Source organism: Massilia sp. Masssp94, assembly GCF_059491305.1.
The window spans coordinates 1805952-1818236 of sequence record NZ_CP168501.1; the positions used below are offsets into that span (position 1 = coordinate 1805952).

The following is a 12285-nucleotide window of genomic DNA, read 5'->3' on the forward strand; positions in this document are numbered from 1 at the left end:
AGCCTCAGACTCTCGCCGCGGCGCGCGGTTTCCGGTTTCAGTGCGCGACACGGGGTGGATCAATGCGCAGCCAGAACGTCACCGGTCCGTCATTGATCAGCGCCACCTTCATGTCGGCGCCGAAACGACCCGTTTCGACGATACCGTGACGCTCGCGCGCCTGGCGCACGACATGGTCGAACAGCCGGCGTCCGTCCTCGGGTGCGGCGGCAGGCGAAAACGACGGGCGGGTGCCGGAGCGGGTGTCCGCCGCCAGCGTAAACTGCGGCACGAGCAGCAGGCCGCCCGCCACGTCCGTCAAGCTGCGGTTCATCTTGCCGGCGTCGTCGGCAAACACGCGGTAGGTCAGGAGTTTCGCGAGCAGCGCGTCGGCTTCCCGCTCGGTGTCGCCCTTTTCCGCGCACACGAGCACCATCAGGCCGCGCCCGATCGCACCCGTGACCTCGCCGTCGACCGTGACGCTGGCCTCGCCGACCCGTTGCAGCAGGCCGATCATGCGCTCAAAGTCACGCGGGCGAACTTGCGCTTGCCGACCTGTAGCACGAACGTGCCGGCCTGCACCTGCAGCGCCTTGTCGGAGACGACCGTGCCGTCGATGCGCACGCCGCCCTGGTCGATCATGCGCATCGCTTCCGAGCTGGAGGCGCACAAGGCCGTCTGGCGCAGCAGTTGCGGCAGGCCCAGCGGTGCGCCCGAGACGGCCACTTCCGGCACGTCGTCCGGAATGCCGCCCTTGGAGCGGTTGACGAAGTCGGCCAGCGCATCCTCGGCCGCCTGCTGCGAGTGGAAGCGGGCGACGATTTCCTGGGCCAGCGCCACCTTCGCATCGCGCGGGTTGCCGCCGCCCGCCACCTCGGCTTTCAGAGCGGCCAGGTCCTGGATCGAACGGAACGACAGCAGCTCGTAGTACTTCCACATCATCACGTCCGAGATGCTCATCAGCTTGCCGAACATCGTGTTGGCCGGTTCCGTGATGCCGATGTAGTTGTTCTTGGACTTGGACATCTTCTCGACGCCGTCCAGGCCTTCCAGCAGCGGCATCGTCAGGATGCACTGAGGTTCCTGGCCGTAATCTTTCTGCAGTTCACGGCCGACCAGCAGATTAAATTTCTGGTCCGTTCCACCCAGCTCAAGATCCGCTTTCAAAGCGACGGAATCATAGCCTTGCATCAAAGGATAGAGGAACTCATGGACCGAGATCGGAGTCCCACTCTTGTAGCGCTTGGTAAAGTCGTCGCGCTCCATCATGCGGGCCACGGTGTAGCGCGAGGCGAGCTGGATCATGCCGCGCGCGCCGAGGGCGTCGCACCATTCGGAGTTGTAGCGGATTTCCGTGCGCGCCGGGTCGAGCACAAGCGACGCCTGCTTGAAATAGGTGGTGGCGTTCGCTTCGATCTGCTCGCGGGTCAGCGGCGGACGGGTCGCGTTGCGGCCCGACGGGTCGCCGATCATCGACGTGAAATCGCCGATCAGGAAGATCACCTGATGGCCCAGGTCCTGCAGCTGGCGCAGCTTGTTCAGCACCACCGTGTGGCCCAGGTGCAGGTCGGGCGCCGTCGGGTCCAGGCCCAGCTTGATGCGCAGCGGGGTGCCGCTCTGTTCCGAACGGGCCAGTTTCTGGGCAAATTCGCTCTCGATCAGCAGCTCGTCCACACCGCGCTTGGTGATGGCGAGGGCTTCCTGGACGGCGTCGCTCAGGGGCAGAGGAGCCGGACCGGCTGCTGGCGTTGCAATTTTTGCATTACCAGAAATTTCTGGAGAAGTCATAAAAAATTTGTAGGAAAAGGACTAAAGCGGTTGTAAGACCCGGTATTTTGATATAATTCGCGATCCCGTCAATCTTGCCGCACGAAAAGTTTCAACGACAACACTAATAACAACGACAAAAAAATCACGGTGTCTTGGGCTGTTCAAGCGGTAAATTTTAACTGATTGCATGAACCCATTACAGAAAATCGCCGGCAAGCGCTGGTTTGGCCTGGCTGAAACGAGCCGCAAAACCCGCATCGTCGCCGGGGGTGCCGCAGCCCTGGCACTGTGCGCCTTCGGCGCCACCGCAGTCGCCCCGATCGCTCCGGACGCGTCGGACATGCCGGTCAAATCAGTCGCGCAAGACCTGCAACTGCCGAACCTGGCAGACCAGATCGCCGCCCTCCAGCAAGACCAGCAGCAATTCATCCACGAAGAACGCATCCGTGCCGGCGACTCGCTCGGCACCGTGTTCAACCGCCTCGGCATCGAAGACCAGCAAGCCCAGGCCTTCGTCCGCAGCGACAAGACCGCCCGCTCCATCCTCTCGCTCAAGACCGGCAAGCGCATCCAGGCCGAGACCGACGAGAACGGCCTGCTGCTGACCCTGCACGCGACGATCGCCGACAAGGACCAGTTCAAGACCGTCACCATCACGCGCAAGGGCGACAAATTCGTATCGAATTCCGCGCCTGCACAGCTCGAGCGCCGCGTTGAGATGCGTTCGCGCAACATCAACAGCTCGCTGTACGCCGCCACCGACGATGCCGTCGACGGCAGCCAGATCCCCGATTCCGTCGTCAACCAGATCATCGAGATGTTCTCGACGAGCATCGACTTCCGCTCGGACCTGAAGCGCGGCGACCGTTTCAACGTCGTCTACGAAACCTTCTGGCTGGATGGCGAGATGGTGCGCACGGGCCGCATCCTGGCCGGCGAATTCGTCAACCGCGGCGTCGCCTACCAGTCCGTCTGGTACGAAGACCCCGTCACCCACCAGGGCGGTTACTACAGCCTGGACGGCAAGTCGCTGAAGAAGGCATTCCTGAAGTCGCCGGTGGCGTTCAACCGCATCTCGTCGGGCTTCTCGATGCGCGTGCACCCGGTGTTCGGCACCTGGAAGAAGCACGAAGGCGTCGACATGGCCGCACCGATGGGTACCCCGATCAAGGCATCGGGCGACGGCGTCGTCGAATTCGTCGGCACCCAGAACGGCTACGGCAACTTTGTCGTGCTCAAGCACTGGTCCAACTACAGTACCGCGTACGGCCACATGAGCCGCTTCGCCAGCGGCCTGCACCGCGGCCAGAAAGTGTCGCAGGGCGACGTGATCGGCTACGTGGGCACGACGGGCTGGGCAACGGGCCCGCACCTGCACTACGAATTCCGCATCGGCGGCCGCGCCACCGACCCGATGGCAATGAAGAACCTGCAGCAGCAGCCGCTGACGCCGGGCGAAATGACCCGCTTCAAGATGGCCGCGGCCGAGATGTCGCACCGCTTCTCGCTGCTGTCGCCGGCCGGTAACGCGATGGCTGCGCGCTGATCCTTCAGCGTCGTTCAACGAACGCCTTGCACGTCGACATGCGTGCAAGGCGTTTTGCTTTCAGGAGTCGATAATGGCATCCACTCTCTACATCGGGCTGATGTCCGGCACCAGCCTGGACGGCGTCGACGGCGTGCTGGCCGATTTCAACGGCCGCGGCATCCGCACGCTGGACGCTGCCTTCACGCCCTTCCCGGCCGACCTGCGCGCCGAACTGATGGCCTTGCAGGCCGCCAGCGCCAACGAACTGGAGCGTGAAGCGCTGGCCGCCAACGCGCTGGCCCGTTGCTACGCCGAGTGCGTCAAGACGTTGGCCGCCGCGGCGCCGGGCCCGGTCCGCGCCGTCGCCGTGCACGGCCAGACGATCCGCCACCGCCCCGAACTGGGTTTTACCCGCCAGACCAATAATCCGGCGCTGCTGGCGGAACTGGCCGGCATCGACGTCATCGCCGACTTCCGCAGCCGCGACGTCGCCGCCGGCGGCCAGGGCGCCCCGCTCGTCCCCGCGTTCCACGAAGCCCGGTTCGGCAAGCGCAACCAGGTGCGCGCCGTCGTCAACATCGGCGGCATCGGCAACATCAGCGTGTTGCACGGCGACGGCCGCGTGACCGGCTACGACACCGGCCCCGGCAACGTGCTGATGGACCTGTGGATCGCACGCCACCAGGGCAAGGCCTACGACCAGGACGGCGCCTGGGCCGCGACGGGCACCGTCGACGCGCCCCTGCTCGACCTGCTGTTGGATGAACCCTATTTCCGCCAGCCGCCGCCCAAGAGCACGGGCCGCGACCTGTTCCACGCGGACTGGCTCGATGGGAAGCTGGCGCAGCGGCCGGGAGTCTCACCCGCCGACGTGCAGGCCACCCTGACGCGCCTGACGGCGGTGACGATCGCCCACGCCATCCAGGCGGAGGCCGACGCGCAAGCCGTCTACGTGTGCGGCGGCGGTGCCTATAACGGCGTGCTGCTGCGCGACCTCGCCGACGCGCTCGGCGGTACTATCCCGGTCGCGTCGACGGCGACGCTGGGCGTCGCGCCGAACCGCGTGGAAGCCCTCGCGTTCGCGTGGCTCGGCTATCGCTTCCTGCGCCGCCAGCCGGGCAACCTGCCGGCCGTGACGGGCGCCGCCGGGCCGCGCATCCTCGGCGCGCTGTATCCGGCCTGATCCCTCAAGAAATTCCTGCGTGGCCCGCCGCCAGCATGTCGATCAGCGCGCGCGAGGCGGCCGACAGGCTGCGGTGGGCCGGATAGATCAGAGAGAATGTCCGCGTGCGCCCGCCCAGGCCGGGCAACACCTCGGTCAGGCGGCCAGCGGCCAGGCTATCCTCGGCAAAGATGCGCGGGCACAGCGCGATGCCCATCCCCTGCTCCGCGAACCACACGACGCCCATGACGTCCGTCGCCACCGTGACGGCGGCCGGCGGCATCCAGTCGATGTCGCGCCCGTCGTCGCGCAAATGCCACGGGATCACGCGTCCGGTGCTGGGACGGATGAAGGCGATGCAGCGCTGGCGCGCCAGGTCGGCGAGGCCGCACAACGGTCCCGCCGCCTCCAGGTAGTCCGGCGCGGCGACCAGGCACAGCGGCGACACTTCGAGCGGACGCGCCACCATGCTGCTGCTGGGGAGCGGGCCGGAACGGATGGCCAGGTCGAACCCTTCCGCCACCAGGTCGACGTTGCGGTTACTGATGTCGACCTCCAGTTCGACCAGCGGATAGGCGCGCGCATAGGCGGCGAGCAGCGCGGGCAGGCGTTGCCTGCCGTAGCTGGTGGGCACGCTCATGCGCACCTTGCCGCTCAGTTGCACCGTCGTGCTGCGGATCGTGCGTTCCGCCTGCTCGATCTGCGCGAACGCGCCGCGCACCTCCTCGGCGTAGCGGCGTCCGGCATCGGTCAGGCTCAGGCTGCGCGTGCTACGCCGCAGCAACTGCGCGCCCAGGCGGGTTTCCAGCCGCGAGATGGCGCGGCTCAGTACCGACGCCGTGGTCGACAGCACCACGGCAGCGGCGCTGAATGACCCGTGTTCGATCACGCTGAGCAACACCTCCACATCCGACAAGTGATCGAACTTGCGGGCCATCTTCACCTTTCGCGAACAAATCATTTGCTGATCGCCTAGTTTATTGCACCGCGAGGAGAAAATACAATGTCACCACTCACCACTCATAAGGTCACTCATGGAATTACTGAATAAATTGCAATGGCGCTACGCCACCAAGGCAATGGATCCGACCCGTCCGGTCGCCCAGGACAAGATCGACCGCATCATCGAGGCCGCCCGCCTGGCGCCGACGTCGTCCGGCCTGCAGCCCTACGAGATCCTGGTCATCAAGAATCCGGCACTGCGCGCGCAGATCCGTGAAGTGGCATGGAACCAGGCACAGGTCACGGATGCGTCGCACCTGCTGGTGTTCGCCGCCTGGGACGACTACACGCCGGAACGCATCAACCACATGTTCGACCTGACCAACGAAGTGCGCGGCTTCCGCAACGAAGGCTGGGAAGCGTACCGCCAGCAACTGCTGTCGACCTATCCGGGCCGCGGCGCGCAGGTGAACTTCGAGCATGCCGCACGCCAGGCCTACATCGGCTTCGGCGCGGCCGTCATCGCGGCCGCGTTCGAGGAAGTCGACGCGACGCCGATGGAAGGCTTCGACCCGGCCGCCGTCGACGCCATCCTGAAGCTGCGCGAGCAACACCTGCGCAGCGTCGTCATGCTGCCGCTGGGCTACCGCAAGGCCGAGCAGGACTGGCTGGTCAACCTGCCGAAGGTGCGCCGCCCGCTCGACCAGTTCGTCACCGAAATCGACTGATCCCGCGGCGGCGGGTCGTTTGTAACAAAACCACGTTCGCCTTCTCAGCGGCACACGGCACTTGTACCATTGCGTTATCCAATGTGCTTAAGAAAGATTTCGCAATGACCTACACGAATTTCACCCGTGCGCTCGCCCTGGCGCTGGCCGCCGCCGCCGCCGTGGTGTCCGTACCCGCTCAAGCCGACAGCTTCGCGTCGTCCGCGTCCAGCGCGGGTTCCGCATCGTCGGGCAGCATCTCCGATTCGATCGGCGGCTCCAGCAACAGCTCGAGCGGCGACAACAAGCGCGCGGAGACCGGCCCGTACCGCGTGATCGACGTCGCCGTGGCACCGGCCAAGGCGGGCAAGGAAGCAAAAACGCGTATCACGCTGCGCGCCGTCGCGGGCGATGCCGCCACCCAGTTCTGGGTCGACGTGCCCGACCGCGCACTGGCCGAGCGCCGCGTCGCCAAGGATGAAGTCGTGCAGGTGAACGAGCGCGTGTACGGCTACGAATTCGCGTACGGCGACACGAAGCAGCCATTCTTCCTCGCGCTGCAGGACGACTGGTACCGCGACCTCGCGTCGCGCAAAGTGACGATCTGATGTTCCGGAGGCTCCTCGCGGCCGCGCTGCTGCTGTGCGCGAGCGCGGGGGCATCGGCCGGCATCCCGGCCTTCTGCGACCGCGCCGGCAAGGTCACGGCCGCGGACCAGGATCGCGTGCTGCGTTTCGCCGCCGCGGTGAAGGACGAATTGACGCGTTCCGGCAGCAGTCTCGCCCTCGTCGCGCGCGCGGGCCTGGACCTCTCCCGCTTCGGCCTGCTGTATTCGCACGCGGGCATCGCGCTGAAAAACAATCCCGGTGGACCGTGGGCCGTGCGCCAGCTGTATTACGCGTGCGACGAATCGCGTCCGCGCCTGTTCGACCAGGGCATGTCCGGCTTCGTGCTCGGCGCCGACGCGCCCACGCATGGCCACGTCGCCCTGCTGTTCCCGCCCGAGCAGGACAGCGCGCTGCTTGAACGGGCCGCGCTCGACAAGCCGCTGGCCCTCGCGCTGCTGGGCACACGCTACAGCGCCAACGCGTACGCGTTCGGCACGCGCTACCAGAACTGCAACCAGTGGGTGGCGGAGCTGATCGCATTCGCGTGGGGCCGCCTCGATCCGGCCGATCCCGCGCGCGCGCGCGCAGGCGTGGCTGCGCGCGCAAGGCTATGCGGACACGCCCGTCCGCATCCCGTCGCACTGGCTGATGTTCGCCGGCCAGTTCGTGCCCCTCGTGCACGTGGGCGACCATCCGCTCGACGACATCCACGCGCTCGCGCTGCACATCAGCGTGCCGACGGCGATCGAGGATTTCGTACGGCGGGAGTCCCCGCATACGCGCCGCGTGGAACTATGCCACGACGAGCGCCACATCGTCGTGCACCGCGACTGGGAGCCACTGGGGCCGGGCTGCGAGCCGCTGCCGGGCGACGATGTGATCGCCCTCGCGCCCTGATGTAAGATGACGTCTCGTCAACTTATCCGACCGCCCCATGTCCAGCCAACTGCTCCGCCACGTCGTCCTGTTCGCGTTCAAGGACGACGCCTCGTACGACGACGTCGACGCCATCGTGACCGGCTTCGCCGCCCTGCCCGCGGCCATCCCCGGCATCACGGCCTACGAATGGGGCACGAACGTGAGCCCGGAAGGCCTGAACGACGGCTTCACGCACTGCTTCACGTTGACGTTCGCTCAAGCCGAAGACCGCGACGCCTATCTCGTGCATCCGGCGCACCAGCGCTTTGTCGAGATGCTCAAGCCTTCTCTCGCCAAATCGCTGGTGCTGGATTACTGGGCCAGATAACGCGTATGTCCGCGTGGGCACGTGGTGCCCACCCTACGCGAAATAATGCCTCAGTCCTTGTGGACGGCGCTCCAGGTCATCTCCGGCAGTGTCACGTCCACCGAGACCGGCAGGTCGTCCGCCGCCTGCCCGAACAGCACGCGGTACGTGCCCGCGCGCACGCGCCAGCTGTTGTCCGCGACCTCGTACGTCGCCAGCAGGCGCGGATCGACGGCCTGCGTGAACGTGTTCGCGCCGCCTGCCTTCAGATCGAGCTTGTGGAACGCGACGAGACGCTTCGGCGCTTCCCAGCCCGACGCTTTCACATCCGCCGGTGCCACGTACACCTGCACGACACCCTTGCCCGCGAGCTTGCCCGTGTTGCGCAGCGCCGCGCCGACCGTCAGCGCGCCATTGGCGACGTTCGCCTTCGGCTCCGCGACGGCGAAGCTCGTATAACTGAGGCCGTGGCCGAACGCGAATAACGGTTTATACCCTTTCGCGTCGTACCACTTGTAGCCGATCGCCGCGCCTTCGTGATACGTGATGTGGACGGGGATGCCGTCCGGCTTGCCGAAGCCCGGGATCTCGGCATGCGCCAGCTGCGCGTTCGATGCGGGGAAGCTGATCGGCAGGTGCCCGGACGGATTCACTTTACCGGTCAGGATGCGCGCGATCGCCTGGCCGCCGCGGATGCCCGGATAGAACGCCTCCAGCACGGCCGGCACCTGCGGCAGCCACGGCATCAGGATCGCACCGCCCGATTCCACGACGACGATTGTCTTCGGATTGGCGCGCGCGACGGCGGCGACCAGCGCATCCTGGTTGCCGTCCAGTTCCAGCTTGCCGTCGAAGCCCTCGCCCATCCACTGCGTCACGAACACGACGGCGACCTCGGACTGCTTCGCCAGCGCGACGGCCGCGTCGATGTCCTTGCCGCTCGCGTACGCAACCTTCGCCTTCGGCAGTTCGGCTTTCAACGCCGCCAGCGGCGCCGACGGCATGTAGATCACGGGGCCGGGCCACTTCGTCGGCTCCAGGTTCGGCACGGCATTGCCGCCGACGGGCGTCACGCCGGACGAACCGCCGCCCGCCAGCACGCCCTTGTCCGCATGGCCGCCGATGACGGCCACCGACTTCACGTTCGCCAGCGGCAGCAGGTTGCCCTCGTTCTTCAGCAGCACGAGCGATTCCTCGGCGGCGCGCTGCGCGACGTTGGCATTCGCCGCGAAATCGATCTTGCCGACTTTCGGCGGATCGTCGAACACGCCGGTCTGGAACAGCGGCCACAGGATGCGCTGCGCCATGTCGTCGAGGCGGCGCATCGAGACGTCGCCCTTGTTCATCGCCTCCTTGAAATTCTTCGCCGAGTAGAACGGGCCGTGGTGGTTGCAGCACGGGTAGCCCGTGAACTGGTCGAGGCCATAGTTGGCGGCGTCCGCCGTCGAGTGGACGGCGCCCCAGTCGGCCATCACATAACCCTTGAACTTCCAGTCCTGCTTCAGCGTCTTGTTCAGCAGGTATTCGTTCTCGCATGCCCAGCGGCCGTTCACGAGGTTGTACGAGCACATGACGGAGCCCGGCTTCGACAGCTCGTTGACGATCTCGAACGCGAGCAGGTCCGACTGGCGCATCGCTTCGGGCGAGATCGTGACGTCGACCGTCGTGCGCTGGCTTTCGTGGTCGTTGACGGCGAAGTGCTTCATCGTCGACACCACGTGGCGCGCCTGGATGCCGTTGATGAGACCTGCCGCCATGCGGCCGGCCAGCAGCGGGTCCTCGCCCACGTATTCGAAGTTGCGGCCATTGCGCGGCTCGCGCGCCAGGTTCGCGCCGCCGGCCAGGAAGGTGTTGAAACCGGAGGCGCGCGCCTCGTCCGCGATCATGCGGCCGCCCGCCTCGGAGACGGCCGGGTCGAAGCTGGCCGCCGTCGCCAGCGAGGACGGCAGCGCGGTGCGCTCCATGCCGCCCACGCGCACGCCGATCGACGCGTCGGTCTGCCACTGCGGCGGAATGCCCAGGCGCGGGATGCCCGGCACGTAGCCGGCCGAGCCCTCGATGTGGTGTGCCGCGACGTCGGCCTTGATTGCCGGCGGCACGATATCGTCCGGCTGCTTCGCCAGGTCTTTCTTGTCCGTGTAGCTGACGATCAGCAGCAGCTTTTCGTCGAGCGTCATCGCGGCGACGGCGGCGCGGGCGCGTTCGTCGGCGGATTTCGATTTGTCGAGCCACGCGCGGTCCTGTGCCTGCGCCCCCATCGCCGCGCAGGCGAGAAGGACCGCGACCGCGGTTTGTTTCCTCTGTTTCATCATGCTTGTCTCCTTGTTATTTGTGGGGCGCGTCGATCACGCGGAATTCGCCGCCGAGATGCATCATGCTCATCAGGTACAGCATGCCGTCGAAGTAGCGCTGCTCGCCGCTGGGCACGGGCGTGTCCCACAGCGCGCGCAGGAAGTCGTCGGATGCCTGCCCCGGCGTGGCCGCCAGGCTGCCGACGGCCGCTGCCGCCAGCATGCCGGTCGAGTGGCGGTCGGACAGCGGCTTGCCGTCCAGCGTGTAGCGGTCGGCGAAACGGTCGATTCCCTGGCCCGCGAGGAACGTCTGGACGCGGTCGGAAAGCGCCTGCTGGCGCGGATCCTTGTTCCACCAGCTGCGGTCGACGGACCAGTTGCTGATCGTGCGCCAGCTGTCGTAGCCGAACGACCCCGGGCTGCCGTCCCAATTCTTCAGCGGCGTGCCGTCGAAGTCGGCGCGGTCGGGGCCGAGGCCCGTCGCGGGGTCGGCCGTCTTCACGAAGAAATCGCGACTGACGCTGGCGGCGCGCGCCCAGAACGCGCGGTCCTCGCGCGGGCCCCAGCGTGCCCACAGCTCGTAGAACGCGGGCAGGTGGTACGACGGGTCGGTGCCGGGGATGAACGTCTCCGGCACGAAACGGACCATCGCGTGGGCCTCGTCGACCATCGTCCCGACGGTGACGGCACGCGGCGCGCGGTGCGGACGCTGCGGCGGCCACGGCTTGCCCGCTTTCTGCGCCTGTTCCTGTTCGCGGCGGTTGTTGGGGCTGGGCCAGGGCGTGGCCGGCTCGACGAACGGCTGATCGCCGGGGTGGATGCGGAACGGCGGCGTGGCCGTCATGACGGGATGGTGGCGCATGCCGCGCAGGATAGTATCCGCTTCCTTCTGATAGTCGTAGATGCCCTTCCCGTTACCCCAGCGCCGCGCCGCGAAGTACAACGCCATCGCATAGTATTCCTCGCCGTCCGGCGCGGCCCCGGTGGCGCGCGGCGTGCCGTCCGTGCCCATCGACCACGCGAAATAGCCGCGCGACGGGTTGGCGGGATCGGTCGTGAGCATGTACGTCTTCGACCAGTTCCACAGCGCGTCGAACTCGCGCTTCTTGCCGAGCTGGACAGCGATCATCATGCCGTAGCTCATGCCCTCCGTGCGGGCGTCGTTGTTGGCCCAGTCCGTGATGTACGCGAGCGTGCCGTTGGCGTTGGCGCCCGTCTCGAAGTAGACGCGCTCCTCCTGGCCGTCGCCATGGAACAGCTTCTGGTAGGCGCGCTCGATTTTCGCGTGTGTCTCCTGCGGGCTGCGCCCCAGGCGTTCGGCGAACAGGTTGCGGTAGCGCTGCGTGCGGTAGGCGCCGGTGCCGTCGTCGGTCGCTGCCGTGGTGGTGGTGGCGGCTTTGTCGGTGGATGGTGCTTGCGCCTGGGCGGCACCGGCCCAGGCGAGGATGATAGCGGTAACACCGCAGAGTAAAGTTGGTGCCCTCGACATTGTTTTTTCTCTCGTTACAGGGGTTATGTGTCTCCTTGCCGCCACGTTCGTGGAGCGTGGTCAGTGTACTACGCGCGTGACTGTTAGCAATGTTAATGGATTGTCATTACGGCGGCATCCAACACTTCGTACGGACGAAAAAAAAACCGCCCCGGCAATGCCGAGGCGGCTTTCGATGTCGAGTCTGGTATCGCTTACATCGAGAACGACGAACCGCAACCGCAGGTCGACTGGGCGTTCGGGTTCTTGATGACGAACTGGGCGCCTTCGAGGTCGTCCTTGTAGTCGATCTCGGCGCCGACCAGGTACTGGTAGCTCATCGAGTCGATCAACAGCTGAACGCCGTTCTTTTCCATCGTCGTGTCGTCTTCGTTCACGATTTCGTCGAAGGTGAAGCCGTACTGGAAGCCCGAGCAACCGCCGCCCTGCACGAACACGCGCAGTTTCAGGTCTGGATTGCCTTCTTCCTCGATCAGTTGAGCAACCTTCTGGGCAGCGCTGTCGGTGAAATTGATGGGCGTGGGGATCGTGTCTTGTGCGTTTTGCACTTCGGCGACTGCATTCATGGATAAACTCCTGATTGG

Annotated in this window: 11 protein-coding genes and 1 pseudogene; 6 read left to right on the forward strand and 6 right to left on the reverse strand. The window is 66.1% G+C overall.

From position 1 onward, the window contains the following. Window positions 1-37: 37 nt before the first annotated feature. Together dtd and tyrS are read right to left on the reverse strand one after the other, a co-directional pair. On the reverse strand, window positions 38-496 hold the full coding sequence (gene dtd, locus ACEN9G_RS07895; protein WP_413338765.1) for a D-aminoacyl-tRNA deacylase: 459 nt from the start codon (window positions 494-496) through the stop codon (window positions 38-40). Then, window positions 493-1767 carry a tyrosine--tRNA ligase gene (gene tyrS, locus ACEN9G_RS07900; RefSeq protein ID WP_413338766.1) on the reverse strand — a complete coding sequence of 425 codons (1275 nt, stop codon included), beginning with the start codon at window positions 1765-1767 and terminating at the stop codon, window positions 493-495. Before tyrS ends, dtd begins: the two co-directional genes overlap by 4 nt. Before the next feature lie 169 nt (window positions 1768-1936). Here tyrS and ACEN9G_RS07905 point away from each other — a divergent pair, with 169 nt between their 5' ends. Further along, window positions 1937-3295 carry a M23 family metallopeptidase gene (locus ACEN9G_RS07905; protein WP_413338768.1) on the forward strand — a complete coding sequence of 453 codons (1359 nt, stop codon included), beginning with the start codon at window positions 1937-1939 and terminating at the stop codon, window positions 3293-3295. A gap of 73 nt (window positions 3296-3368) precedes the next feature. Further along, a complete protein-coding gene (locus tag ACEN9G_RS07910) occupies window positions 3369-4460 on the forward strand; it encodes an anhydro-N-acetylmuramic acid kinase (RefSeq protein ID WP_483126546.1) in 1092 nt (363 codons plus the stop codon). 4 nt (window positions 4461-4464) lie between these two features. On the opposite strand, the gene ACEN9G_RS07915 is transcribed toward ACEN9G_RS07910, so the two are convergent. Then, window positions 4465-5400 carry a LysR family transcriptional regulator gene (locus ACEN9G_RS07915; protein ID WP_413340731.1) on the reverse strand — a complete coding sequence of 312 codons (936 nt, stop codon included), beginning with the start codon at window positions 5398-5400 and terminating at the stop codon, window positions 4465-4467. A gap of 73 nt (window positions 5401-5473) precedes the next feature. Between ACEN9G_RS07915 and ACEN9G_RS07920 the strand changes: the two genes are divergently transcribed. From ACEN9G_RS07920 to ACEN9G_RS07935, 4 genes and pseudogenes are all read left to right on the forward strand, one after another. Beyond that, window positions 5474-6109 carry an NAD(P)H-dependent oxidoreductase gene (locus tag ACEN9G_RS07920; RefSeq protein ID WP_413340729.1) on the forward strand — a complete coding sequence of 212 codons (636 nt, stop codon included), beginning with the start codon at window positions 5474-5476 and terminating at the stop codon, window positions 6107-6109. A 104-nt stretch (window positions 6110-6213) separates the two neighbouring features. Beyond that, entirely contained in the window at window positions 6214-6696 is a 483-nt protein-coding gene (locus tag ACEN9G_RS07925) for a hypothetical protein (RefSeq protein ID WP_413340727.1), read from the forward strand. Continuing rightward, window positions 6696-7593 (forward strand): annotated as a pseudogene (locus ACEN9G_RS07930) (DUF2145 domain-containing protein). Before ACEN9G_RS07925 ends, ACEN9G_RS07930 begins: the two are co-directional and overlap by 1 nt. A 37-nt stretch (window positions 7594-7630) precedes the next feature. After that, the gene (locus tag ACEN9G_RS07935) at window positions 7631-7942 is read left to right on the forward strand and encodes a Dabb family protein (RefSeq protein ID WP_413340723.1); all 312 of its coding nucleotides are present in this window, start codon (window positions 7631-7633) and stop codon (window positions 7940-7942) included. A gap of 50 nt (window positions 7943-7992) precedes the next feature. On the opposite strand, the gene ACEN9G_RS07940 is transcribed toward ACEN9G_RS07935, so the two are convergent. The 3 genes from ACEN9G_RS07940 to erpA form a co-directional block, all read right to left on the reverse strand. After that, entirely contained in the window at window positions 7993-10233 is a 2241-nt protein-coding gene (locus ACEN9G_RS07940; protein ID WP_413340721.1) for a beta-glucosidase family protein, read from the reverse strand. 13 nt (window positions 10234-10246) lie between these two features. Then, window positions 10247-11701, reverse strand: coding sequence for a family 8 glycosyl hydrolase (locus ACEN9G_RS07945; RefSeq protein WP_413340719.1), 1455 nt, complete (start codon window positions 11699-11701; stop codon window positions 10247-10249). A 194-nt stretch (window positions 11702-11895) separates the two neighbouring features. Next, the gene (erpA, locus tag ACEN9G_RS07950; RefSeq protein WP_056122323.1) at window positions 11896-12267 is read right to left on the reverse strand and encodes an iron-sulfur cluster insertion protein ErpA; all 372 of its coding nucleotides are present in this window, start codon (window positions 12265-12267) and stop codon (window positions 11896-11898) included. Window positions 12268-12285: the final 18 nt, after the last annotated feature.